This window comes from Actinomyces ihuae (genome assembly GCF_001457875.1).
GTDB lineage: Bacteria > Actinomycetota > Actinomycetes > Actinomycetales > Actinomycetaceae > Pauljensenia > Pauljensenia radingae_A.
Map to the genome: position 1 here is coordinate 464,702 of NZ_CZPX01000004.1, position 24,915 is coordinate 489,616.

The window sequence follows — 24,915 nt, forward strand, 5'->3', positions numbered from 1 at the left end:
GGACCATTAGACTCGTAACTATGGTTCTTCCAGACAGTGCCGACGAGTTGCCGATTTTGTCGCATATCGACGGGCCTGACGACGTTCAGCATCTGACCACGTCGCAGGCCGTTGACTTGGCTGACGAAATCAGGCGTTACCTCATTGCGTCCGTGTCACGTACGGGCGGGCATATGGGACCCAACCTGGGTGTGGTGGAGCTGACGATTGCGCTGCACCGTATCTTCAACTCACCTACCGACTCAATAATCTTCGACACAGGTCACCAGGCCTACGTCCATAAGCTCCTGACAGGGCGCAAAGACTTTTCACATCTGCGCGAGGCGGGGGGACTGTCCGGATACCCCTCGCGCGCCGAATCAGAGCACGACATCGTGGAAAATTCCCACGCCTCGACAGCACTGTCGTGGGCTGACGGCATTTCGCGCGAAAAGACACGCACCGGGAATTCATCCTGGACAGTGGCAGTCATCGGGGACGGGGCGCTCACCGGCGGTATGGCATGGGAAGCACTGAACAACATCGCTGAGCAACCTCACCGCAACATCGTCATCGTGGTGAACGACAATGGCCGCTCCTATGCTCCTACCATTGGCGGTATGGCGCACCATCTGGATGCGCTGCGCACCTCGGAGCAATATGAGCGCGCCTTGTCATGGACGAAGAAAACACTGCTGGGAATGGGGGAGCCTGGGCGTGCTGCCTTCGAAGCGCTGCACGGACTGAAAGTGGGAATCAAGGACGTGTTGGCGCCACAGGTCATGTTCGAGGATCTGGGGCTGAAGTATTTGGGACCGATCGACGGGCATGACATCGTTGCGATGGAAACCGCGTTGACGCGGGCGCGCAGCCTGCACCAGGCCGTCATTGTCCACGCCATCACGCAGAAGGGGCGCGGATACCGACCGGCGGAAAAAGACATCGCAGACCGCTTCCATGCGGTCGGCAAAATCCACCCGGAAACGGGCCTGCCGATCAAACCCGCGCGCTTTGGGTGGACCAGCGTCTTTGCCGACGAAATCGTGAAGATCGCCCGCGAACGTGAAGATGTTGTCGGCATTACTGCAGCGATGAAACTGCCGGTGGGACTGGGCCCGCTGTCAGATGAATTCCCCGACCGCGTCATCGACGTCGGCATTTCTGAACAGCATGCCGTCACCAGCGCAGCCGGAATGGCCTTCATGGGTGCACACCCCGTTGTCGCGTTGTACGCCACGTTCCTGAACCGCGCGTTCGACCAGGTCCTCATGGACGTGGCACTGCACCATGCGGGCGTGACCTTCATCCTTGACCGTGCCGGCATCACCGGAGCGGATGGGCCCTCGCACAACGGCATGTGGGATATCGCATTGTTGTCGATCGTGCCGGGACTGCAGATAGCGACCCCTCGTGACGAGGAAACTCTACGGGCAGCGCTGCGTCGCGCCATTGACATTGCTGATGCTCCCACCGTGGTGCGTTACCCGAAAGGCCCGCTGCCGCAGCCGATCCCTGCGCTGCGCAGCGTCGGCCCGGTCGACATTGTGCACGAGGGAGGCGACGGAGAAACGAAAATCCTGATCGTCACCCTGGGCGCCATGGTCGCCCAGGCGATTGACGCCTCGAAGCAATTGGCCTCAGATGCGACGGTATGCGTTGCTGCCCCGACGTGGATTCAGCCCGTACCCGATGAACTGGTGGCGATGAGCCGCGACTATGACCTGGTTGTCACCGTGGAAGACGGCGTCGTGCGAGGAGGCTTCGGATGGGCATTGTCGCAGGACACAGATGTGCCGGTGATTCCGATGGGGATTCCCGATGAGTTCCTCGCGCACGACTCGCGCGCTCACATCCAGCACGAGATCGGCCTGGACGCTGCCGGCATCGTGCGTAGCGTGCGTGACTACCTCAAAGCGTCGAACAGACACTGAGATACCAGCTCACGCTGCCAGGCGCGTGCGCCGCCCTCGTCCAATCGCTGATCGAGCGCCTCGGGGGTGAGCGGCTTGAGGGGAGCCCAGCACACGAAACGCTGCACGCGCGGCTCCAGGACAACTTCGGGTGCCAGCCCGAGCTGTTCGGCAACACCGGCGACCGCTTCACGAACCGCGAGCAGACGCTCATGTGCGTGTTCGTCGAGACGCTGCCACAGGCGCGCTTCCGGAATCGTGCCGGCAGGATGTGTAACGCGTTTGGGTGGCAGCTGGTCTTCTGGTATGCGCCTGGCGCGTTCAATCGCATCGAGGAAGTCCGTCGTATATGGACGGGTGACGGGAGAGCGGAAGGAATCCAGTGAGCGCAGCTGGCGACGATTGGTCGGTGGACGCTGAGCGGCTTTCAGCAGGTCAGAATTGCGGACGACGCGCGTGCGTTCCAGGTCTTTGTCGCGGGCGATCTCTTCACGCGTGAGCCACAGTTCGCGGGCAACGGCCAGCGCTCGACGGGAGCGCAGTTTGCCCAGGCCTTTGATACCGCGCCAGTGATGCGTCTTCGGAGTCGGAGCAGGGGCGTGCAGCACGTGGGCGAATTCCTCCTGTGCCCACTCCCAGCGATCCATGTCGTGCAGCGTGATCGAGAGCCGCCGGTACAGTTCTGTCAGAAATTCCACGTCCAGTGCGGCATAGCGCAGCCAGTCGGTGGGCAGCGGTCGCACCGACCAGTCGGATGCCTGATGATCCTTAGCTAATGAAAATCCCAGTACCTGTTCGCACACGGCTGCCAGACCGAAACGTTGCAATCCGATGAGGCGTGCCGCAACTTCGGTGTCAAACAGGTCAGTGGTGTGCAGGTTCAGGTCACGCAGATTGGTCAGATCCTGGCTGGCGTCGTGCAGGATCCACGTGGCATCCAGTGCCGGTGCCAGGGCTGACAGGTCAGGCAGCGCATGCGTATCAATCAGGTACGTTCCGACATCTTCGCGCCGGATCTGCACCAGGTAGGCGTTCGTCGTATAGCGGAAGCCATGGGCGCGTTCCACATCGAGGGCGACCGGCTGGCTGGAGGCTCCCAACTCAGCGGCAACCCGCTCAAGGGCGTCTGTGGTGTCAATGACTGAGGGAACGCCGTCGCGCAAACGCCTGACAGTGGGGGGATCGTCCGTGTTCCCGCGCGGCAGGCCGCCGGGATTATCAACGAGCATCCGTATTCAAAACCTCATGTAGAAACTGATCTGACTCAACGCCGGCAACGTGGCACAACAGGGAATTCCAGGCTACAAGGTGTTCGCCCAGATATGGAGTCGACGGAGTCCACGAGGCCCGCAGTTCGACGTACAAGGTGGATCCGCGCAACGTGAGACCCCCGAAAGATTCGGAAACTTCCCGCGTCACGGTGCCGGTCATGTCATGATACCCAGCGCCCGCATCTTCGAGGCAGTCGTGCGCCCAGTTCCACAGGCCTTCACCGATCATAGGGTCGTTACCCATTTCGGGGTCGATCTGGGCGCGAAGCTGAGCGACAAGGCGGAACTGTCCGTTCCAGCCGGCTTGCGTGTCCGGGTCGAACAGGATGACGAATCGGCCTGATCCCAAGGATTGATCGTGCGCGCGGTGCACGGTTCGCATGGCAAGCGCAGCGGTCCACGGAGCCAGCTTGCTTGGACCGGGCACCTCTTCAATCTCCACATGAGGATTGATCGGTGCGTCACGAAGCGACAATAAAGCTGTGACAAACGCCTCAGGAAGTTGTTCCTCACCCACCCCTTCACACTAAGAGGGCGCAGCGGTGGATTCAGTCAGGCACGCCGACCCATTGCCAGACCCGCACGGCGGCGCCCTTCTGATCAGGGAAGGATGCCAGCAGGGAACCAATATGCCCACCGTTTTCACGTGGCCAATCGTGACTGTCTGCAGCCGGAAGTGCGTCACCGTTCATATCGGCCTCGACCGCGACAGCACCATTGATCATGCGCACAATGTCACCCTCGTGAGTGACGCGTTGACAGACACCGTCACGCACGCCGGGCGCCGTGGCGCGCACATGAATCATCGAACGTGCCCACTCGAGCATGCGTCGGCATCTGCCGTCGCGCGGCTCACTCCAGTCCAGCACGCAATGGTCGACAGTCGTGCGCGAGGTTGGGTCGGGAACGTCTCCGCTCCAACCGTGCTCGCTGAATTCTTTTTGACGGCCCTCGCGCACGAGTTGGGCGCGCTCGTCGTCTTCCTGGTCGGCAAAGAATCGGAACGGTGTGCGCGTGCCCCATTCCTCACCCATGAACAGCATGGGGGTAAAGGGGCTGAGCAGGATGATTGCTTCAGAGGCGGCCAGTTGTGCGTCGGAGAGCACCTGGCTGGGGCGGTCGCCTTGAGCGCGGTTGCCAACCTGGTCGTGATCCTGGGAAAAGACGACGAATTTGCGCCGATCCAGAGTGGCAGGAACGGGTGCACCCCAGTTTTGGTGGCGGAACGTCGAGTAGCGACCATCATGGTAGAAGACATTTTCCAGCACGGTTGCCAGCGCGTGCGTATCGGCAAAATCACCGTAGTACCCGTCAATTTCGCCCGTGAGCGCCACGTGCAGGGCGTGGTGGATGTCATCAGCCCACTGAGCGTCCATCCCCATACCGCCCTCGCTGGTGGGCATCACCATCGAAGGCTGGTTGAGGTCAGATTCGGCAATGAGCGTCATCGGGCGCCCCTCGTCGTGCGACCACTGGGCCACGCAGTCTGATAGTTCTGCCAGCAGGTGTCGATCCGTCTCGTCGTGAATGGCGTGAACCGCATCCAGACGCAGCGCATCGGCATGCATGGTGACCAGCCAATGGCGACACACGTCAATAAGGTAGGCGCGCTGTTCGGGACCGTTCAAGTCCAGCACAGGCCCCCACGGTCCGGTCGCAGTGGGGTGGAAGTACGGTGCGAACATCGACAGGTAGTTGCCCCACACACCGAGGTGGTTGAGGACGACGTCGATGCACACATTCAGGCCGCGTTCATGGGCAGCGTTGACAAATTCGACGAGGGCATCCGGACCGCCGTAGGCTCGGTGAACGGCGAAAAGATCCACGCCGTCATACCCCCATCCGAACTCTCCGCTGAATTGTGCCAGCGGCATGAGCTCAACTGTGGTCACCCCCAGGTCACGCAGGTGGTCGAGGCGTTCGATGGCACTGATCAGGGTGCCTTCAGCAGTGAACGTACCGACGTGGAGTTCATAGATGACGTTGCCCAGGACGGACGTGCCGGGCGATGCGACCCAGTGATGTCGTGAAGGATCCCAACTGCGTGACAGACCATCAACCCCGTAAGGCTGGTAGAAGGATCGCGGATCAGGCAGCGGGTCAGAACCATCGAGGCGGAAACCGTAATCTGTCCCATCGGGCAGATCAGGGCCGTCCCACCAGCCGCCAGCGGCGCGGCTCATGGGGAGCTGCGCGTCGGCCAGAACAAGGTCGACGCTCTGAGCGTCCGGCGCCCACACCCGCGTCACGAGAGTTTCTCCACAACCACGACGTTGTCGTCATTCATCACATCAGCCAGGCTCAAACCGTTGCCGTCAGTGACGTCGAATCGTCGCCCTGACATGATGTCCTGCCATGAGCCGGCTGGAAGGTAGACACGATGATCCCCCCAGCCGCCGATCTGACGCAGTGCCCTGAGCAGTCGCACAGCGATGACACACACGCGTGGGCCGTCCTGGTCGCCGCGTGCATAGGCGATCGCATGTCCGGTGGTTGTTGCCAGTGGTGTATACGTTGCGTGTGCGGATACGAATGCGTCGCGGTGGCGGCTGCGAAGCTTCAGGATTCCGCGGGTCAGGCGCACTTTTCGACCCTCGAGAGTCTGCTCGTCTGAATCCAGCAACCGCCCGAGTCGTTCAAAATCAACCGGACGTCGGTTATCCGGATCAACCAGGGAAGTCGCCAGCCCCTCGGAACCTTGATACACATCAGCCACTCCAGGAACCGTCAATTGCAGGGCTTTCGTCACTTCGATGCAGCAGTTGCGAACCGGCTCCGTCAGCTCATGAAAGCGTGTGAGCAGTTCGGTGATCGAGGAATCAGCGAGTACCTGGCGGGCAAAGTCAAACAGCTCCTCTTCCCGTTCTTCATCAGGATGCGTCCATGTCGTCCACGTTTTCTGTTCCCGCACTGCCTTTTGCAGGTAGTCAGTCAGGCGCTCCTGCGTCATCGGGTCGGACTCACACCACGTGGTCGCGGCAAGTGTCTGCCACAGGAGGTTTTCCGTGCGCCCATCAAGCGTGAGTGGCCGGTATTCGGCGCTGGTCAGACGTAGCTGCTGGACGAGGGAGACCCATTGACTGGGATATGATGTGATGGCGGCCAGTGTGGCTCGCACATCTTCACCACGCTTGGAATCGTGGGTCGTCCCGCATGTCATGGTCGCCGGCCACGACGACTGCAATGCACTTTCGAACGCATGGAACATGTCCAGGTTGATACCGAAATGGGTGGGGTTGCCTCCCACTTCAGTCAGTGCGCACAGGTGGGTCCAACGGTAGAACGCGGTGTCTTCGACACCCTTTGCCATGACCGCACCGCACACTTGCTGGAACCGCACCGGCACTTCGTCGCGGCGCTCATCGGAGGATGCCAGACCTGCCGTGCCGATTTCGTCGCCCAGGATGAGCGCAATGAGCACATCCATCGTGTCCTCAATGCCGTCAAACCCTGAGTCACGCAACTCGCGCAGCGAACGGTCACGCACCTCGGTCATCTCATCGCGCGCCCACTGCGGGGTGGGGGATCCGGGCACCACGTAGATCCGGTAGCGATCCATATTCATCACGAGGGCGCCCAGGCAGCGTTCGAAGGTACGCATCGTGTGGTCACGCAGACGCAGGTCCTGTTGGCAAATTTCCCAGATCAACGAGGCCAGGCGGTGCAGCTCAGCTGCCAGCGAGGTGCGAATGATCTGCCGTTTCGATTCGTGTTCGAGCCGCGCAAAGTCCGCCGGTGAATCTTCGGTCAGCTCCTGCATGATGGCACCCATCGGCATGTTCGCTCGCGGATCGACCTGCAGGGAGTTGATGCGCCATGCGGTGTCATAGCCTGTCGTTCCGGCAACATCCCAATCAGAGGGCAAGTGCTCTTCGCCTTCGAGAATCTTTTCAGCAGCAATCCAGGCGCCGCCGGTGCGTTGGCTCAGACGCTGGAAATAGCCGCGCGGATCAGCCAGGCCATCAGGATGATCCACTCTGAACGCGTCAATGAAGCCTTCGTCGAACAGGTCGAACAGCAGGTGATGAGTCGCCTCGAACACGTCTTCACGCTCGACACGTAAACCTGCCAGCGTGTCCACGTCAAAGAAACGGCGGTAGTTGAGTTCCTCGTCACCGACCATCCAGTGAGCCAGGCGGTAATGCTGGCGCTCCAGCAGAACTTCCAACGGGAGGAACTCGGTTCCCTCCGCCAGGGGGAACACGTGATCGAAGTAGCGCAGGACAGGTTGCTCACCGTATTCCGGCTCAGTTGGAACCACCATTGATTCCACGTGTAGGTCACCGGCGGAGAGCACCTGGCCGATGCGCGCACCCAAAATCGGCATCAAAATGGGCTGATCGGTCGCCACGTCGAACCAGCGTGCGCGCGGTGACTCGGCGCCCCGTTTCAGCACTGACCACATGGCGCGGTTCTGCCACACCGGAGTGGGCACAGCCATGTGATTCGGCACGATATCGACCACGACGTGCAGGCCGAGGGCGTGCGCGGCGCGCGCAAAATCTTCAAACCCTTCACGCCCACCCAGCTCCGCGTTGACATGGGAGTGGTCCACCACGTCGTACCCATGCCGGGAACCCTTGACAGGCTGCAGGATAGGGGAGAGGTAAACATCCGTGGCTCCCAGACGACGAATATGCTCGAGGACACCACGGGCGTGTTCAAATGTGAAATCCGGAGTGAGCTGGAGTCGATACGTCGACAGTGGAGTGTATCGAGATGACGGCGGAACGTGGGGATGAAGATCAGACATGTCACTGTCCCAACGGATTCAGCAGAATCATCGTGGTGCGGCCGGGCAGCGTGATCGAGTCACCGGACTGGTACTGACTGTGATCATCATCGTCACCCGTGTTGATCACCGTTGTCCAGGTCTTGCCATACGTCTGGTTCGGAATGGTGAATTCAACGGAGTCAGGAGACGCGTTGATCATCAGCAGGAAATCATCATCGGTGATCGTGTTGCCCTCAGGGTCGGGTTCCTGAATGGCGTTACCGTTGTAGAAGACCATCGTGGAGCGAGCCCATGCCTGGTTCCACTCGTCTTCCGTCATGTGAGTGCCGGCAGGGGTGAACCATTCGATCTCGCCCAGCTCCGATTCACCGCCGCGCGTTGCCGGCCCTTTCAGGAAGCGTCGGCGGCGCAGAACGGGGTGATCACGTCGCAGGTGGACGAGGCGCTGAGAGAAAGCGAGCAGTTTGCGCTGCCAGTCCTCCAGATCCCAGTGCATCCATGACAGCTCATTGTCCTGGCAGTACACGTTGTTATTGCCCATCTGCGTGCGTCCGATTTCGTCACCGTGAGCCAGCATGGGCAGACCCTGCGAGCAGAAAAGAGTGGTGAGTAAATTGCGAATCTGGCGCTGGCGGAGCTCCTGAATGCCCGGATCATCCGTCGGACCTTCCGTTCCGCAGTTCCAGGAGCGGTTATTGGACGAGCCGTCATTGTTGTCCTCACCGTTTGCCTCGTTATGTTTGCCGTTATAGGACACGAGGTCACGCATGGTGAAGCCGTCATGAGCGGTGATGAAGTTGACCGAGGCGACAGGGCGCCGTCCTGAATGCTCATAGAGGTCAGCACTGCCAGCCAGACGGGAGGCAAAACTGGACAGGGACGAGAACTCCCCGCGCCAGAAATCGCGCACAGCATCGCGGTATTCACCGTTCCATTCGGACCACAGGGGAGGGAAGCCTCCTACCTGGTAGCCGTTGGAGCCGACATCCCACGGCTCAGCGATGAGTTTGACCTGGCTGATCACCGGATCCTGGTGGATCAGGTCAAAGAAAGTCGAGGCGTGGGAGACCTCGTCAAACTGGCGTGCCAGTGTCGTTGCCAGGTCGAAGCGGAAGCCGTCGACATGCATGTCAGTGACCCAGTAACGCAGCGAATCCATGATGAGCATCAGGACCGAGATCGAGGACATGAGCAGGGAATTGCCTGTGCCGGTGGTGTCGAAGTAATGCCTCAGATCATCGGGAACGAGGCGATAGTACTTCGCGTTATCGAGGCCCTTGAGTGACAGCGTCGGCCCCATGTGGTTACCTTCAGCGGTGTGGTTGTACACCACGTCGAGGATGACTTCGATACCGGCCGCGTGGAGCGTCTTCACCATGTTCTTGAACTCGGTGACCTGCCCGCCGAGCTGACCCGACGATGAATAGGCGTTGTGCGGGGCGAAAAATCCGATGGTGTTGTAACCCCAGTAATTCGACAGGTCACGAGCCTGCAGGGATGGGTCATTGACGAACTGGTGGATCGGCATCAGTTCAATGGACGTGATGCCAAGATCCTGCAGGTGTTTGATGATCGCCGGATGAGCGATCCCTGCGTAGGTGCCGCGCAGCTCTTCTGGCACGTCCGGGTGCAGCATGGTCATGCCGCGTACATGTGCCTCGTAAATGATTGTTTGGGAATACCCGTAGTTCGGGCGACGGTCATCGCCCCAGTCGAAGGACTCGTCGACGACGACGGAGAGCATCGTGTCGTGGACAGAGTCGTCGTGATTCGGTTGCGCTGGGTCGTTGAAGTTGTAGGAAAAGACCGAATTGGAATTGTTGATCTGCCCTTCAATTGCTTTCGCATAAGGGTCGAGCAGGAGTTTGGACGGGTCGCATCGATGCCCCTCGTCTGGCGCGTAGGGACCGTGGATGCGGTAGCCATAGCGCTGTCCGGGCCCTATGCCGGGCAGGTAGGCGTGCCACTGGTCATAATCGACCTCAGTGAGTTCAACTGTGGTTTCGTGACGATCCTCGTCAAGGAGACACAATTCAATGCGGTCCGCGATAGATGAATAAACTGCGAAATTTGTTCCATTGCCGTCATACATTGCGCCCAGCGGGTAGGCATGTCCTGGCCAAATATCCATACTCTTAGATTGCCATGAAACCTCGAAAAGAGTGCGCTGAGCGTGGAAAATTGTGAAGCTGGTCGCGAAAATTCCAGCCCGACGGTGTTAAAAAGTGGTGGAAAATGGCAGAATTTCGACATTTTTCGGTGGGTTTTCGATGCCGGAGCGAGTCGTGCCTAAGTCCTCAGGATTTCCCCAACCGGGCCAGAACCTGTTAAGCTTCCCTGCGTCGCTTGATTGACAAGCGCATCGCGGATGTGGCTCAGTTGGTAGAGCATCACCTTGCCAAGGTGAGGGTCGCGGGTTCGAGTCCCGTCATCCGCTCGGGCGATTGGCGCAGCGGGAGCGCGCTTCCCTGACACGGAAGAGGTCACTGGTTCGATCCCAGTATCGCCCACTGAGTATTCATACGCATGCGGATGTGGCTCAGTTGGTAGAGCATCACCTTGCCAAGGTGAGGGTCGCGGGTTCGAGTCCCGTCATCCGCTCGGTCTGAGATGACTTGGTGGGTTGGCCGAGAGGCGAGGCAGCGGCCTGCAAAGCCGTATACACCGGTTCGAATCCGGTACCCACCTCGGGCGATTGGCGCAGGGGTAGCGCGCTTCCTTCACACGGAAGAGGTCACTGGTTCGATCCCAGTATCGCCCACCATTTGTTTTATATGCCTTAGACTTCAAGAGACCCTTTAGTCAATAGTTGAAGTCGAAAGTCCATAGGCGATGACGCTAATCGGATTTTTGATTGGCTTGGCTGTCACAGTTGTAGTGGCATGGCTGATCATTAAGAAACACCATCCACAAACAGTATTGATCCTTGCAGGATTGTTGCTTCTTTTCATTTCCCTCCCTCTGTCTGAAGAGCCGCTGATGGACAGCGAGAAAACCACGGGGAATATGGTTCTTGACGTCGTGGATTTCTTACGCGACACATTTGCCTCCACATCCGCCAGTCTTGGACTCATCATCATGGCTGTGGGCGGATTCTCTCTGATAATGGAAAAAGTCGGTGCCAGCGCAATGCTGGTGCACCTCGCTATGAAGCCGCTGTCGCGGATCCGTAGGCCATACATTTTCCTTGGAATCGCGTATATTTTCGGACAGTGCCTCGGAATGATCATTCCGTCTGCATCTGGCTTGGCAATGCTGCTTATGGTGACTTTGTATCCCCTTCTGCGTTCCTTGAGGATTTCGCGTCTGAGCGCGGCAGCATTGATTGCGACAACCTCCTGCCTGGATCTCGGGCCAGCGTCGTCGAACTCCAATTTGTCGGCCGAGGTGTCCTCCATGACCGTTCAGAAATACTTCATCGACTATCAGGGGCCTGTGGCAATTGTGACGATGGCAGTGATTGCCATCAGCCACATGCTGATTCAGCGTCATTTCGACAAGAAAGCCGGAACGCTGCCGGAAATGAATCCGCCCTCGAATCTCGAACAGGAAGCATCAGGAGCCTCACCGGATACAGGCAGTGTAAAAACCGAGCTCAAGACCCCCGTCTACTATGCAGTTCTGCCGCTCATACCGCTCGTCTTACTCATTGTTTTTTCGGAATATCTCATCTCCTCCGTCAAGATGAATGTTGCGACGTCAATGCTGACATCAATGTTGGTGGTCCTGATCATCGAAATGATCAGATATCGCTCATTCAGCAGAGCCAGCGAAATCATGAAAGTGTTCTTTCAAGGAATGGGGAAGCAGTTCGTTGCAATTGCCACGCTTATCGTCGCAGGACAGATGTTCGCCGCAGGCCTCACGCAAATCGGATTCATCAAGTTCATTGTCGATGGAGCGTTCAATTTGCACCTGGGCGTTGTCGTCATGACAGTGCTCATGACACTGATAATCCTGTTGACTGCACTCCTTACCGGGTCGGGAAACGCAGCATGGTTCGCTTTTGCACCCCTGGCTCCTCAGGTGGCGCAGCCCCTTGGCCAGCCTGCTGTAGCAATAGCTCTGCCGATGGAGCTGTCGGCGGGCATCGGACGTTCAATGTCGCCGATCTCCGGTGTATTGATCGCGGTGTCGGGTCTGGCGGAAGTCAATCCCGTCGACCTGGCAAAACGCACAATTCCTGTGATGGCGGCGGCGTACATCACGCAGATCACCACATCCTTTATCTGGCTGTATCTGATTCACTGAGAAAGGAGAAGACCATGTTTGACACCATCGTCGCACGCTCCAATGAGATCGCTGACGACCTCATCGCTGTACGTCGTGACCTTCATCAGCATCCGGAACTAGGGTGGGAAGAATTCAGAACCACCAGTATTGTCGTTCAGCGACTTCGCGAGCTGGGTTACATCGTTCGTGTGGGTAAAGAAGTGTGCGAAGAGTCTGCCCGTATGGGAGTGCCTCCCGCAGAGGAACTCGAATCGGCTTACCAGAGAGCGCTGCAGGAAGGTGCACCGGAGGAACTTCTTGAAGCCATGAAAGGCGGTTTTACCGGAGCCGTCGGCATCCTTGAGAACGGTGACGGCCCGGTTGTGGGAATGCGCTTTGACATCGATGCGCTTCCGCTGGCAGAAACGACGGATCCAGAGCATTTCCCGAACAGGGAAGGCTTTCAATCCGTGCATGCCAACACGATGCACGCATGCGGACACGATTGCCACACGAGCATCGGCCTGGGAGTTGCGCAGCTGATGATGGAAATGCGCGATCAATGGTCAGGTACCCTCAAGTTAGTCTTTCAGCCAGCTGAAGAAGGCGTGCGTGGAGCAAAATCCATCGTCGCGCACGGACACCTTGATGATGTAACTGTCATGCTCGGTTCTCATGTGACAGCATCGAACCAATGCAACGAGTTTGATATATACGCGGGCGCAGGCGGATCACTGGCCACAACGAAACTGGACGTGACTTACACCGGTTTGGCGTCTCACGCTGCAGGAGCTCCGGAAAAAGGCAGGAACGTGATGCCTGCTGTTGCTACAGCGATCCTCAACCTGTATGCGCTTCCGCGAAATTCACAGGGAGAAACGCGCGTGAACGTGGGTGTTGTCCACGCTGGATCGGGCCGTAACATCATTGCCAACAATGCCACTATGCTGGTGGAAATTCGTGGCGCCAACACTCAGATCAATGCGTATATGGAGGAATATGCCCGACGGATTCTTGAAGATGCCGGGCACATGCATGGAGTCGAATGCGAGATCACGAAAACAGGAGAAGCAATTTCACTCGAGTCCTCTCCAGAGCTGATGGAGCGCATCGATCGGGTAGCCGAACAAGTTGAGGTGCGCCCCGCTTCGCCCAACCGACTGATTTCACCTGGATCGGAAGACTATTCGTTCATGATGGATCGGGTACAGTCCAATGGGGGCCAGGCTTCATTCATTCGTATCCTTGTTGATTCGCCGACTGCTGGGCATACCGTAACGTTCTCACCAAACGAAGACGCTATGGTGCGTGGCGTACGTATGTTTGTCGGTACAGCGCTTGATGTGATGGCACTACGCTAGACCTTCATGCGACGGTCATCATCGCCAATTGTCCTGCTGGCTCTCCCGGTCTACGTCCCGTCACTGACATGGTCCACCGGTATCGGTGCGCTCAATTCAGTGGTGGTATTGGCCGGGCTGTCCATGCAGATGAGCGAGTCATGGGCATCGGCGATGGTGGGAATCATGGGCGTTGCCGGTGTCATCGCATCTGTACCGATCGGCCGGATGGTCGACCGCATCGGCGACCGCTCATCATTCGTCATCGGCGGGCTGATCGCTGTGCTGGCCGGAACATGCGCCCTGGTATGTCTACGGTTTCCCGGCATTAACCGTGCAGTTGTTGCATTCGTTATCGCGATGGTCGCCATTTCGATCGCCGGAGACATGTGGCAATTGGCGCGGCAGTCCTATGTGGCAGAATCCGTGCCTATGACATGGCGAGCACGATCAATGTCGATGCTCGGAGGAATGTCCAGGCTCGGCCGGTTGATCGGTCCTGCGCTGGCGTCGCTGGCCATTGTGCTGGGAGGTATTCCCGGCACATTCTGGTTCTTCATCGCAGCCACCGTGCTTGCCCTGAGTCTGATCCTGTTGTTCACCGCGCCTACGCCCGAAATTCTGGATGTCAAACCGCCGGCGTCCCAACGATCGTCCAGTGAAACGCCGCCGGCGTCTTTGCAGCGTCGCCCTCGTACCCACGTGGACGTCGTGTCGACCATGCTGCTGTCGGTGGGGACAGTTCTGCTGTCGCTGGTGCGCACCAACCAGATCATTGTGGTGCCTCTGGTGGGCACGAGCCTCGGAATCACAGAGGAACTCATATCAGCGACCTTCGCGATTTCAGCGGGACTGGATGTCGCCGTCTTCTACTTCTCAGGCGCGATCATGGACCGTTTCGGCAGACGAGCATCCGTTCTGCCGTGCCTGTTGATCATGGCGGCAGGGTTCGTGGGATTGGCCCTGAGCGGGGGAGTCGTGAGCTTCATGGTCAGTGCATGTGTCGTGGGGTTCGGCAACGGATTCAGCGCAGGAACCGTTATGACGATGGGAGTCGATCTGTCTCCGGACATCAACCGCTCCCGATTCCTGGGAATCTGGCAGGCCATCTCGCAGGTGGGCCCGACGGTGGGTCCATTCGTGATTTCCGTGCTGGTGGCCGCATGGGGAGCAACGATGAGCGCGTGGGCGACCGCAGTGGCAGCTGCCTGCTGCGCAGTGTGGATGCTCGTGACAGTTCCCACGGCCTACGCTCGCCTCGGTATGGACGAACGAGGCAGGGCGCTGCCCGCTCGAAGCGACGCTCAGTCATAAAACATCCGCAGGACTAATCCAAGCGAAGAGCACACTTTTCTGTTTAAATTGCTCAACGTGAAGGCCGAAACAACCAGCGTGGATGCGATCATGCTCTGCAGCTACGGAGGACCCAGGCAACCCGACGACATTTTGCCGTTTTTGCGCAACGCCACGCGCGGCAAAGGGATCCCTGACGAGCGTCTCATCCAGGTCGGCGGCCATTACAGCCTGTTTGGGGGGAAGAGCCCGATCAATGAATGCAACGACGAATTTTCGCGCGCCCTCGCTGGCGAACTCGAGCAGCGAGGAGTCAAATGCCCAGTCGTTGTCGGAAACCGCAACTGGCACCCCTACTTCACGGAAACACTGACGAGCCTGATCGACCTGGGACACCGCACTGTCCTATGTGTCTTCACCTCAGCGTTCGCTTCTTATTCCGGGTGTCGCCAGTACCGCGAAGATCTGGCTGCGGCGCTCGACGAGCTGGGCGACAAAGCCAGTGAGCTGGTTTTGACGAAAGTGCGTCCCTATTACACGACGCAGGGAATTCTCAGCGCCCACGTCCGTTCCATCACACGCGCAATGCGTGAGCTGGACGACCCGCACCTTGTCCTCGTCACGCACTCCATCCCCGTGTCGATGGAGGCTAACTCCGGTGACCACCACCTGCCCACGTATGTCGGCCAGCACCACCAGCTGGGCGAGGAAATCTGTAGACACGTTAGTGACGAACTGGGGCGAGAGGTGCCATTCGATTTGGCGTACTGTTCCCGATCGGGTCCGCCACAGTCGCGGTGGCTCGAACCGGATATCAATGACCATCTTGAATTCCTGCATGATGGCGGCACGCGCGCCGTGGTCGTCGCGCCGATTGGCTTTATTTCCGACCACATGGAAGTGGTCTACGACCTCGACACTGAAGCCAAGGCGACTGCAGACAATCTGGGAATGGACTATCGGCGCGCCGCCACTCCAGGCACCGATCCAGCGTTCGTGTCCTCGCTCGCTGACGTGGTCTGCGAACGGATCGGAAGCGGGGCAGCGGGCGACGCGATTGACATCAGGTGGCCCGTGACATGCTCGCAGGAATGCTGCCTGCCGCGTGAGTCCTACCAGATGCGTCCAACCTGTTTTAATCACCCCAACCAAGGAGAAACCCATGAGTGAAATGCCACATGGTCACCATCCGGCACCGGTTCACGACCCTCGCGACCGGACCGACATTGACCCCGAAGAAGTCAACGCGCGCGACAATTACTCGCTGCAGTGCGTCTTCCGCACCGTGGTGCCGTTGCCGGCCGACAGCGCACACGACTTGGCGGCGGCAATGGAACGAGCCGTGCGGGACACCGGCGTGGAAATTCGAGGGTGGTATGACGTGGGCGGATACCGCGCTGACGCTGACCTGATGATGTGGGCACTGTCTGACAGCGCCGACAAACTGCAGGCCGGCTACCATGCGATCGTTGCGTCTGACTTGGGCGCAGCTCTCGAACCCGTGTGGTCAGCAATGGCGGCACACAAGGCTGCCGAATTCAACACCCGTCACCTGCCCGCCTGCTTCAACGGTGCAGCGCCGCGCGGATACTGCGCCGTCTACCCCTTTGTGCGCAGCTGGGACTGGTACTACCTGCCGAAAGCTCGCCGCGCTGCCATCTTGAAAGAGCACGGCATGAACGGCGTCGACTACCTGGACGTGCAGGTTTCCACGCTGGCCGCATTCGCGCTGGGGGACTACGAGTGGACGGTCGCCCTCGAATCCGACAGCCTCGACCGCGTCATGGGTGTGCTGCGTCGCCAGCGCGACGCGGAAGCTCGACTATTCGTGCGCGAAGACACTCCGTTCTTCACCGGGCCTCGCGTCGAACTGACCGAGTGGACGGATCGCCAGCCGCTACAGTAGAAGGATGACTACAGACCTTCTTCCCGTCATTGTCGGCGGTGACATCGGCGTGTACGCCATCGGGCGTTCATTCCACGAAGCCTACGGGTGCCGCTGCATCTGCCTGGCGGCATCCCCAACAGATGCGATTACACGCTCCGTCTTTTTTGACGTGGAAACACTTCCGCCACATGCGGATGACCGGCAGACACTTGCAGTCCTCCGCGGGCTGGCAGCTGCGAATCCCGGCAGGAAACTCGTACTCATGGCGAACGACGACCGACACTCGGTATTCGTCGGGCGCTATCACAGCGAACTTGAAAAAGCAGGATACTCACTGCCTTTCCCACCCGTTGAGGTCACCGAACGCGTCACAGATAAAGCTCAGTTCGCACAGATCTGCACCGAACTTGGCATTGACACACCTCGCACCGTCAGCGTGAACGTGGGGAGTGGTGAGACACCCTCGTTACCGTTCGACTTCCCCGTCGTTGCCAAAGCGGCGCGAGGGGACGCCTACGACCAGGTCGACTTCCCAGGTAAACGGAAGATCTATTTCATCGAGACCGCAGCCGAACTGGACGAGCTGTGGGCGACGCTGCGTAAGGCAGGATTCGACGATACGTTCCTTGTGCAGGAACTCATCCCCGGAGACAACACGCAGATGCGTTCCATCACCGCGTACGTCGACTCTCACGGCGACGTGACAATGATCGGGTCGGCACGCGTGCTGCTCGAGGACCATGCGCCCACCATGATCGGCAACCCTGTTGCGATGATCACCGAGCCATTCGACGATCTGTGGGACAGTGCCCGTGCTTTTCTGACCGACACCGGATATCGCGGATTTGCCAACTTCGACGTCAAAGTGGATCCGCGTGACGGCCGAGCCGTGTTCTTTGAAGTCAATCCGCGCATCGGACGCAACAGTTGGTACATGAGCGCCGCCGGCGTGAACCCCATGTCCATCATGGTGCGCGACCTGATTGACCATGAGCACGTCAAGCCGCAGGAAGTGCACAACAAAATTCTCTACTCCCTAGTTCCCGATGCACTGCTGCGCCACTACGTGCGCGATGAAGAACTGCGCCAACGCGTCCACGCGTTGCAGCGCAGCGGCAAGCGCAAGAATCCGCTGGTCTACACCGCTGAAACGTCACTGGTACGATCGGCGATCGTCGCTCTCCAGACGCTCAACCATATCCGCAAGTTCCGACGTTTTTACCCTGAGGCCACAGACCGCTCATTCTAAGGAGGAGCCATCATGGCAACCGAGCTGCGTGAACTGACCGCAGATCAGATGAGGATCGCCGCCGCTGGCGTGATACCGCTGCCGATCGAACAGGCAGCGCCGTGGGAGGCATTCGAACAGACGCAGGGACGGCGACTATGGGGCCGTTTTGCATGGGAAAAAGACGATAAAGACCAGGCGATCATCGCACTGTACGAGTATTCGCTACGCGGAGTGAAGTACTTGTGGGCCAAACACGGACCAGTCTGGCTGAAAGAACAGTCACCCGATAGTGAAGCTGCCTTGCGGGCCGACCTGGTACGCATGGTCAGGAACCGCGACAGAAGCATCGCCTTTATCCGCATGCACGCCTTCTTCCAGGCGCCGGACCTGCATGAGTCACTCCAGTTCATCACATATGACCGCACCGCAATCATTGACATCAGCGGCGGCACTGAGGATTCGATTCTCGCGACCATGACGAAAGACGGACGCCGTGCAGTACGCAGAGCCAAGAAGAAGATGGCCGAGGGAGGCGCGCGAGTCGTTGAAGAAACAGGCCTGACGCGCGCAGCATTCCGTGAGTACTACGAGGTGATGAAGGAAACAGCGCGCAGGGATGGGTTCCATCCACATCCGCCGCAGGTCTACTGGTCGATGCTGGACTCCATGCCCGAATCTTCCCGACTGTTCGGCGTGCGTCTGCCCGATGACACACTGGTGTGCTGGGATCTGGTGTTGGTGCACGATAAGCAAGCTGTTGCCTACTACGGCGCATCGACAGATCAGGCGCGCACCGTGCTGGGGCCTGACGCATTGGATTTTGACGTGGCTGTTCGGCTGGCGAAGGAAGGCGTCAAGGGGCTTGACCTGATGGGCGTGTATTCGCCACGTGTGCCGGAGCTGTATTCGGTGGGCCGCTATAAGCGTCGCTGGTGCCAGTCATTTACTGACGTGGACGGCGCGTGGGACGTGCCGGTGATCCCCGGAGCAGTCAGCGCCCTGAAAGCTGCGTTGGCCACGAAACATGCAGTGGAGAATCTGGTTCGCCGCGCACGCGCTACGATGGCTTGGGACATTGATCGGCACGCACCCGTACAGCGTGCCAGAGAAGGAGCATCATCGTGTCAGAACTGACCGCGACCATTGACGGCAACATTGAACAGATTGACGAAGGAACAACAGGAGCCACGTGGTACTCCTCCAACCGGCGGGTAATCGCCATGAACGTCAACGGCGCACCGACCGATCTGACCGCTGAAATTCCCAATGGCGCTGAAGTCAGCGCTATTACGCTGGATTCTCAGGAAGGTCTGCAGATTCTGCGCCACTCCACCACGCACGTGCTGGCCCAGGCAGTGCAGGATGTATTTCCGGACGTCAACCTGGGAATTGGCCCGTTCATCACGGACGGCTTCTACTACGACTTCGGCAACATCGATGCAGTGACCCCAGAAATGCTTCGCGACCTCGAAAAACGCATGAAGCGGATCATTAAGGAAGGCCAAACGTTCCGCCGCCGCGTCGTCACCGAAGACGAGGCGCGCGCCGAACTGGCTGACCAACCTTACAAGCTCGAATTGGTCACTACGAAGGGATCAGGCGCAGAAGGCGCGTCCGTTGAGGTCGGCCACGGCGAACTGACAATCTACGACAATGTGCGGCGCGACGGCAGCGTCGCATGGAAAGATCTGTGCCGCGGCCCGCACCTGCCGTCCACCAAACTGATCGGCAATGGCTTCGCATTGACGAAGTCGTCGGCAGCGTACTGGAAAGGTGATCAGAACAATGATCACCTGCAACGCATTTACGGCACCGCGTGGGCCAGCAAGGACGACCTCGTCGCCTACCAGGAACGAATCAAGGAAGCACAGCGCCGCGACCACCGGCGACTGGGACAGGAACTTGACCTGTTCTCATTCCCCGAGGAAGTTGGCCCCGGCCTGGTTCTGTTCCACCCCAAAGGCGGTATTTTGCGTCACGTGATCGAAGAGTACGTCACGCAGCGCCACCTGGAAGCAGGCTTTGACTTCGTTCATACGCCTGAGATCACCAAGTCAGGCGTATTCCACACCTCGGGTCACCTCCCGTACTACGCGGACACGATGTTTCCGCCGATGATGGTCGATGAAGAACGCGCAGAAGACGGGCACGTGACGCGTGAAGGCCAGGAGTACTACCTCAAGGCCATGAACTGCCCGATGCACAACCTGATTTTCCGTTCACGAGGGCGTTCCTACCGTGAACTGCCTCTGCGATTTTTCGAAATGGGACACGACTACCGCTACGAAAAGTCCGGAGTGGTGCACGGCCTGACACGTATGCGCGGATTTACGCAGGATGATTCGCACACGTACTGCACACCTGAACAGGCGCGCGACGAAATCACGATGCTGCTGAACTTCTTCTTGTCGATTCTGCGCGAATTCGGGTTGACGGACTTCTATCTGGAACTGTCCACCCGCAGTGATGACGAGTCGAAGAAAGACAAGTTCATCGGCTCGGATGAGGACTGGGATGCGGCAACTCGGATCCTGGAGGAAGCATGCGCGTCAACAGGGCTGGACCTGGTGCCAGATCCAGGCGGTGCCGCGTTCTACGGTCCGAAGGTTTCCGTTCAGGTCAAGGATGCGATCGGCCGCACATGGCAGATGTCCACCGTCCAGTACGACTTCAATCAGCCTGAACGCTTCGGCCTGGAATACACTGCGCCCGATGGTACGCACCAGCGTCCGGTGATGATTCACTGCGCCAAGCTCGGATCCGTTGAGCGCTTTATCGGCGTGCTGACTGAGCACTACGCCGGCGCATTCCCGGCATGGCTGGCACCTGTGCAGGTCAAACTCGTTCCCGTAGCAGACGCATTCGATGAGTACGTCGACCAGGTGGCTGCGAAACTGCGCGCGCGCCACGTGCGTGTTGAGGTCGACCATTCCGATGATCGTTTCGGCAAGAAGATTCGCAACGCCTCGAAGGAAAAAGTGCCGTTCGTGCTGATCGCGGGCGGTGAGGACGAAGAAGCAGGCGCTGTCTCGTTCCGCTACCGTGACGGAAGCCAGGATAACGGCATTCCGGTTGATGAAGCCGTTGAACGCATCGTGCACCACATTGAGACTCACAACAACGAGGACAAAGCGTAGGGAAGGGGAGCAGCGACATGAGGAACGGTCAGCCTCATCCGGGTGACCCGCAGGCGGAAGACTCAGGCGATTTTGCCGGTGAATTGGATGGCTTTGACCGGCTGTGGACGCCCCACCGCTGGGTCTACATCCAGGGAGATCACAAGCCTGCGGACTCGTCAGCAGGAGAATGCCCCTTCTGCGCGGCGCCGGACAAGACAGATGAAGAGGCACTGATCGTTCACCGCGGACGCACCTGCTTCGTATTGATGAATCTGTTCCCTTACAACTCCGGCCACATGCTCGTGTGCCCGTACCGCCACGTTGCCGACTACACGGATTTGACGGACGAGGAACGCATCGAGCTGGGCGAGCTGACCGCCACGGCCATGCGTGTGGAACGTGAGACGGCGGGTGCGCAGGGCTTCAACCTGGGCATGAACCAGGGACAGGTTGCCGGAGCCGGAATCGCCGCGCACCTGCATCAGCACGTGGTGCCCCGATGGGGAGGAGACTCAAACTTTCTGCCGATCGTGGCCCGCTCACGTGCACTCCCCGAACTGCTCGGTGATGTGCGGCAGCGTCTGGCCAAGGCGTGGCCTCAGGGAGATGACAAGTAGATGCTCGGTAATCATGGCAGGTCGGTGGCGACGACGATCTTCACACCTTTCGCCAAACTTCTGCATCGCCTTCACGTCACACCGAATATGGTGACAGCAACATCGACGACACTGGTCGTCATGATTTCCTGTGCGGTGCTGGCACGCGGCTACGTCTGGCAGGCTGGCGTCATACTCGGCGTGATCCTGTTTTGTGATTCCGTTGATGGAGTGCTTGCACGCTACAGCGGACAGACCTCACGGTTTGGCGCGTTCCTGGATTCGACGATGGACCGCCTCGGTGACGGGGCAGTGTTCGGTGCGCTGCTGGTCAATGCCGTATTCCACCTGGAGCCTTCACCTGAACGCACGACCGCGATCATCGCCGGAACGGTCGCGATGGTGGGCGTGGCAGCCGTCCCCTATGCCCGTGCCAAGGCTGAAATTATGGGGATTACCGCGTCGGTCGGTATAGCTGAACGCACTGACCGACTCATCATCGCGTTGGTGTGCGCAGCCCTGACCGATTGGAACCTGTGGTCGTGGTTCTACCCGATCGGACTGATATGGGTGGCATTCGCCTCGCTTATCACGGTGACGCAGCGCGTGCTGTACACGAAAAAGCAGATCGAGGCAGGCGACGCGGGTGAGTAACGCCTGGCAGCTGTCAGCATTTCGCCTCGCTCCGCGCCTGCCACGCTCACTTCTGTTCGGTGCGGCACGAATGGCAGGTGACATCGTCGCCGCACTCCCGCTAGACGTGACGGCGCGGCTGCGCTTCAACCACGAGCGAGTCGCCGGGCATTCGCTCCCTTCGAGCCACGTGCGCCAGGCCGTGCGACTGAGCGCGCAGACCTACGCCGAACAATTCGCGCTCACACACCTCATTGACGGAAACTTGGATGACATGGTGGACGTGCCGCGGATGGACATGCTGCGCGAACTGGCTGCTGACGGCCCCGTTGTGCTCGCCCTCGCACATGCCGGAAACTGGGACCTGGCCGGCGCATGGATGTGCCGCAACGGCCTTCCCGTGTTGACCGTGGCTGAAAAGCTCGACCCACCGGAATTGTTCCAGGCGTTTGTCGACCTGCGCGAAGACCTCGGTATGGAAATTATCGGGGTGGGGAAGAAGGAATCCGTCTTTCACCAGCTCGCTGCCCAGGCGAAGGGACGCGCCAACCTTCTGGTACCGCTGCTGGCAGACCGCGATATTTCAGGCAGAGGCGTTGACGTTGATTTTGGAGGCCGCCGCGCACTTGTCGCAGCAGGCCCCGCAGCTTTGGCACAGCGCCTGGACCGCCCACTGGCAGCCGCGATGATCTATCACACCACAGGTAGCCACATTCGCATCGATATTTCCGACGTGATCGACAATCCCGGCGCTACCCAATCGCGTACCAGTGTGGAAACACACACCCAGGCGTGGGTCGACGCGCTTGTCCCTATGATTCGTGAACATCTGGCACACTGGCACATGATGCAACCGCTATTTGTCGACGACCTCGATCCAGAACGCCTGGCCAGGGCCCGCCGACGCGTCGAGGACTCACAGTGAAAATCGGAATCGTCAACCCCTACGCATGGGACGTGCCTGGAGGCGTCCAGTTCCACGTGCGTGACCTTGCTGAAGAGCTTATCCGCCGAGGCCACACCGTCTCCGTTCTGACTCCGGCCAAACACGACACAGACTTACCGAGCTGGGCCGTCGGCGCGGGTGAGACCATTCCGATCCCCTTCAACGGGTCCGTCGCACGCCTCTCATTTACTCCACGTTCAGCCGTACGCACCAGGAAATGGCTCGACGAGGGCGACTTCGATGTCGTCCATATCCATGAACCAGGGGTGCCATCTGTGTCCTTCCTAGCCTTGATCAATGCGGATGTGCCCATGGTGGGAACATTCCATTCAGCAATGGAGCGCTCCTACGCCAGGGAAATCACCGCGGGCATGATCCGCCCCCTCATGGAGCGCCTGAGTGCGCGCATCGCAGTGTCGGCTGAAGCGCGCCGCACCCTGATCGAACACCATGGTGGTGACGCTGTGATTATCCCCAACGGCGTTGAGACGGAGAACTTCCGTCGCGCTCAGCCGCTGCCACAGTGGGAAGCCACCCAGCACAGGCCGGTGGTCGTCTTCTTGGGACGCCTCGATGAGCCGCGGAAAGGACTGGGCATATTTGCCGGTGCGATCCGCACAGTGCTTGAACACGTCCCCGGGGCGCGCTTTATGATCGCAGGACGCGGCGATGCCGGCCAGATACGAACCGATCTGGAAGGCCTGGGAGACTCAGTGGAGTTCCTGGGCGAAATTACGGACGAGGAAAAAGAATCACTGCTGGCTGGCGCGACAATCTATGTTGCTCCGCAAACAGGGGGAGAATCCTTCGGCATTGTGCTGGTCGAAGCGATGGCTGCAGGGTGTGCCGTCGTCGCATCCGATATCGAAGCCTTCCGAGCCGTTCTCAACAATGGTGACGCCGGAATGTTGTTCCACAGCGGTGATTCGGCTGCACTGGCGGACGCCCTCGTCAATGCCTTGAGCGACGCGGACGCTTTGGACGAACTTGCCGTACGAGGGCAGGCCGCATCAGCCGCCTATGACTGGTCGACCGTCACTGATCGCATTATGGCTGTGTACCAGACCGTTGTGGCCGGGGCGCGTGAAGATCCTGGCAGGCAGAACGCCTTGTCGCTCATGCGTGGCGGACGGCTGCGGGAGGTTGACCAATGAGCCTGTGGCAGTGGATCCTCCTGGCCGGTGTCATCGTGGTTGTGGCGGTATTGATCTGGCAGTGCGTCATGTTGGCTGGGCGCCTGGACAGGTTGCATTGGCGCGTGACGATGTCACGCGTCGCCCTCGACACGCATTTGATCAGACGAGCCGTCGATGCAGGGCTGCTGGCGGCCAGCGGACTGGCAGGACAGGGAAGCGCCGACTTGGACGATGCTGCCGCGCGCTGCCTGGCGTTGAGCGGAACCCCACTGGTGGCTGACGATTTCGACCGCAAGCGTGACATTGACGGACTGTCTGACGGCGATGCGCAGATGGCTGCAAGACGTCTGAATGCCGAGTCGGCCCTGTCGCGACAGATTCGTGCGTGCATGACACCCCAGCTGCGCGACGAGGCGCGTGACGATGCCGATGCTGCACACCTGATCAGCGCACTCGACGCGTCGCACTACCGCGTGCATGTGGCTCGTTCAGTGCATAATCTAGACGTGACACAAATTAGGCGACTGCGTGCTCATCCGTTGGTGCGCATCGCTCACCTGTACGGCCATGCACGAGTGCCATCGAGCATCGACTTCGACGACGCGTAGTAACTAAAGGCGGTGAGA

General features: G+C 59.3%; 19 protein-coding genes and 5 tRNA genes. 19 read left to right on the forward strand and 5 right to left on the reverse strand.

Annotated features, from left to right (window positions below):
- Positions 1-20: 20 nt before the first annotated feature.
- Positions 21-1,910 carry a 1-deoxy-D-xylulose-5-phosphate synthase gene (dxs, locus tag BN3002_RS03285; protein ID WP_058236581.1) on the forward strand — a complete coding sequence of 630 codons (1,890 nt, stop codon included), beginning with the start codon at positions 21-23 and terminating at the stop codon, positions 1,908-1,910.
- On the opposite strand, the gene BN3002_RS03290 is transcribed toward dxs, so the two are convergent.
- From BN3002_RS03290 to glgX, 5 genes are read right to left on the reverse strand one after another with little or no spacing between them, the layout of a single operon-like run.
- Positions 1,883-3,118 (reverse strand): ribonuclease D, encoded by a 1,236-nt coding sequence (locus BN3002_RS03290; protein WP_058236582.1) that lies wholly within the window; start codon positions 3,116-3,118, stop codon positions 1,883-1,885. The two genes, dxs and BN3002_RS03290, sit on opposite strands and share 28 nt — an antisense overlap.
- Entirely contained in the window at positions 3,108-3,677 is a 570-nt protein-coding gene (locus tag BN3002_RS03295) for a DUF3000 domain-containing protein (RefSeq protein WP_058236583.1), read from the reverse strand. The genes BN3002_RS03290 and BN3002_RS03295 overlap by 11 nt, the downstream gene beginning before the upstream one ends.
- A 31-nt stretch (positions 3,678-3,708) precedes the next feature.
- Positions 3,709-5,409, reverse strand: coding sequence for a malto-oligosyltrehalose trehalohydrolase (treZ, locus tag BN3002_RS03300; protein ID WP_058236584.1), 1,701 nt, complete (start codon positions 5,407-5,409; stop codon positions 3,709-3,711).
- Positions 5,406-7,913 (reverse strand): malto-oligosyltrehalose synthase, encoded by a 2,508-nt coding sequence (gene treY / locus BN3002_RS03305; protein WP_058236585.1) that lies wholly within the window; start codon positions 7,911-7,913, stop codon positions 5,406-5,408. Before treY ends, treZ begins: the two co-directional genes overlap by 4 nt.
- A 1-nt stretch (position 7,914) precedes the next feature.
- Positions 7,915-10,026 (reverse strand): glycogen debranching protein GlgX, encoded by a 2,112-nt coding sequence (glgX, locus tag BN3002_RS03310; protein WP_058236586.1) that lies wholly within the window; start codon positions 10,024-10,026, stop codon positions 7,915-7,917.
- Between the two features lie 233 nt (positions 10,027-10,259).
- On the opposite strand from glgX, the gene BN3002_RS03315 reads away from it, so the two are divergent.
- The 18 genes from BN3002_RS03315 to BN3002_RS03400 all read left to right on the forward strand — a co-directional run bounded on the left by BN3002_RS03315 (position 10,260) and on the right by BN3002_RS03400 (position 24,897).
- A tRNA-Gly gene (locus BN3002_RS03315) sits at positions 10,260-10,332 on the forward strand.
- 1 nt (position 10,333) lies between these two features.
- A tRNA-Val gene (locus tag BN3002_RS03320) sits at positions 10,334-10,405 on the forward strand.
- Positions 10,406-10,423: 18 nt separating this feature from the next.
- Positions 10,424-10,496 (forward strand) — tRNA-Gly (locus BN3002_RS03325).
- Between the two features lie 16 nt (positions 10,497-10,512).
- Positions 10,513-10,583: transfer RNA gene (locus tag BN3002_RS03330), tRNA-Cys, on the forward strand.
- 1 nt (position 10,584) lies between these two features.
- Positions 10,585-10,659, forward strand: a tRNA-Val gene (locus tag BN3002_RS03335).
- 68 nt (positions 10,660-10,727) lie between these two features.
- Positions 10,728-12,146 (forward strand): C4-dicarboxylate transporter DcuC, encoded by a 1,419-nt coding sequence (gene dcuC, locus BN3002_RS03340; protein WP_058236587.1) that lies wholly within the window; start codon positions 10,728-10,730, stop codon positions 12,144-12,146.
- A gap of 14 nt (positions 12,147-12,160) precedes the next feature.
- Complete coding sequence (locus tag BN3002_RS03345) at positions 12,161-13,468, forward strand: amidohydrolase (protein WP_058236588.1); 1,308 nt, start codon at positions 12,161-12,163, stop codon at positions 13,466-13,468.
- A 6-nt stretch (positions 13,469-13,474) separates the two neighbouring features.
- On the forward strand, positions 13,475-14,761 hold the full coding sequence (locus BN3002_RS03350; protein ID WP_058236589.1) for an MFS transporter: 1,287 nt from the start codon (positions 13,475-13,477) through the stop codon (positions 14,759-14,761).
- A 90-nt stretch (positions 14,762-14,851) separates the two neighbouring features.
- The gene (locus BN3002_RS03355) at positions 14,852-15,910 is read left to right on the forward strand and encodes a ferrochelatase (protein WP_082628535.1); all 1,059 of its coding nucleotides are present in this window, start codon (positions 14,852-14,854) and stop codon (positions 15,908-15,910) included.
- Positions 15,903-16,646: a hydrogen peroxide-dependent heme synthase gene (hemQ, locus tag BN3002_RS03360; RefSeq protein WP_227469305.1), complete on the forward strand. Its 744-nt coding sequence runs from the start codon at positions 15,903-15,905 to the stop codon at positions 16,644-16,646. Before BN3002_RS03355 ends, hemQ begins: the two co-directional genes overlap by 8 nt.
- 4 nt (positions 16,647-16,650) lie before the next feature.
- Positions 16,651-17,877 carry a carboxylate--amine ligase gene (locus BN3002_RS03365; protein WP_058236591.1) on the forward strand — a complete coding sequence of 409 codons (1,227 nt, stop codon included), beginning with the start codon at positions 16,651-16,653 and terminating at the stop codon, positions 17,875-17,877.
- A 12-nt stretch (positions 17,878-17,889) separates the two neighbouring features.
- Positions 17,890-18,993 carry a lipid II:glycine glycyltransferase FemX gene (locus BN3002_RS03370; protein ID WP_070726596.1) on the forward strand — a complete coding sequence of 368 codons (1,104 nt, stop codon included), beginning with the start codon at positions 17,890-17,892 and terminating at the stop codon, positions 18,991-18,993.
- Positions 18,981-20,996 (forward strand): threonine--tRNA ligase, encoded by a 2,016-nt coding sequence (gene thrS, locus BN3002_RS03375; protein ID WP_092648526.1) that lies wholly within the window; start codon positions 18,981-18,983, stop codon positions 20,994-20,996. The genes BN3002_RS03370 and thrS overlap by 13 nt, the downstream gene beginning before the upstream one ends.
- 17 nt (positions 20,997-21,013) lie before the next feature.
- Positions 21,014-21,595: an HIT family protein gene (locus tag BN3002_RS03380; RefSeq protein WP_058236593.1), complete on the forward strand. Its 582-nt coding sequence runs from the start codon at positions 21,014-21,016 to the stop codon at positions 21,593-21,595.
- On the forward strand, positions 21,596-22,228 hold the full coding sequence (gene pgsA / locus BN3002_RS03385; RefSeq protein ID WP_058236594.1) for a phosphatidylinositol phosphate synthase: 633 nt from the start codon (positions 21,596-21,598) through the stop codon (positions 22,226-22,228). It abuts the gene before it with no gap.
- Positions 22,221-23,132, forward strand: a complete 912-nt coding sequence (locus tag BN3002_RS03390) for a phosphatidylinositol mannoside acyltransferase (RefSeq protein WP_058236595.1) — start codon at positions 22,221-22,223, stop codon at positions 23,130-23,132. The genes pgsA and BN3002_RS03390 overlap by 8 nt, the downstream gene beginning before the upstream one ends.
- Complete coding sequence (locus BN3002_RS03395; protein WP_058236596.1) at positions 23,129-24,307, forward strand: glycosyltransferase family 4 protein; 1,179 nt, start codon at positions 23,129-23,131, stop codon at positions 24,305-24,307. Before BN3002_RS03390 ends, BN3002_RS03395 begins: the two co-directional genes overlap by 4 nt.
- On the forward strand, positions 24,304-24,897 hold the full coding sequence (locus BN3002_RS03400; protein ID WP_058236597.1) for a hypothetical protein: 594 nt from the start codon (positions 24,304-24,306) through the stop codon (positions 24,895-24,897). The genes BN3002_RS03395 and BN3002_RS03400 overlap by 4 nt, the downstream gene beginning before the upstream one ends.
- The last annotated feature ends 18 nt before the right edge of the window (positions 24,898-24,915 follow it).

What these genes read in the sequence shown, in the direction of transcription:
- dxs (WP_058236581.1), top strand. Translation starts at nt 21, where the DNA reads ATGGTTCTTCCAGACAGTGCCGACGAGTTGCCGATTTTGTCGCATATC.
- BN3002_RS03290 (WP_058236582.1), bottom strand. Translation starts at nt 3,118, where the DNA reads ATGCTCGTTGATAATCCCGGCGGCCTGCCGCGCGGGAACACGGACGAT.
- treY (WP_058236585.1), bottom strand. Translation starts at nt 7,913, where the DNA reads ATGTCTGATCTTCATCCCCACGTTCCGCCGTCATCTCGATACACTCCA.
- glgX (WP_058236586.1), bottom strand. Translation starts at nt 10,026, where the DNA reads ATGGATATTTGGCCAGGACATGCCTACCCGCTGGGCGCAATGTATGAC.
- dcuC (WP_058236587.1), top strand. Translation starts at nt 10,728, where the DNA reads ATGACGCTAATCGGATTTTTGATTGGCTTGGCTGTCACAGTTGTAGTG.
- BN3002_RS03345 (WP_058236588.1), top strand. Translation starts at nt 12,161, where the DNA reads ATGTTTGACACCATCGTCGCACGCTCCAATGAGATCGCTGACGACCTC.
- BN3002_RS03350 (WP_058236589.1), top strand. Translation starts at nt 13,475, where the DNA reads ATGCGACGGTCATCATCGCCAATTGTCCTGCTGGCTCTCCCGGTCTAC.
- BN3002_RS03355 (WP_082628535.1), top strand. Translation starts at nt 14,852, where the DNA reads ATGCTCTGCAGCTACGGAGGACCCAGGCAACCCGACGACATTTTGCCG.
- hemQ (WP_227469305.1), top strand. Translation starts at nt 15,903, where the DNA reads ATGAGTGAAATGCCACATGGTCACCATCCGGCACCGGTTCACGACCCT.
- BN3002_RS03365 (WP_058236591.1), top strand. Translation starts at nt 16,651, where the DNA reads ATGACTACAGACCTTCTTCCCGTCATTGTCGGCGGTGACATCGGCGTG.
- BN3002_RS03370 (WP_070726596.1), top strand. Translation starts at nt 17,890, where the DNA reads ATGGCAACCGAGCTGCGTGAACTGACCGCAGATCAGATGAGGATCGCC.
- BN3002_RS03380 (WP_058236593.1), top strand. Translation starts at nt 21,014, where the DNA reads ATGAGGAACGGTCAGCCTCATCCGGGTGACCCGCAGGCGGAAGACTCA.
- pgsA (WP_058236594.1), top strand. Translation starts at nt 21,596, where the DNA reads ATGCTCGGTAATCATGGCAGGTCGGTGGCGACGACGATCTTCACACCT.
- BN3002_RS03400 (WP_058236597.1), top strand. Translation starts at nt 24,304, where the DNA reads ATGAGCCTGTGGCAGTGGATCCTCCTGGCCGGTGTCATCGTGGTTGTG.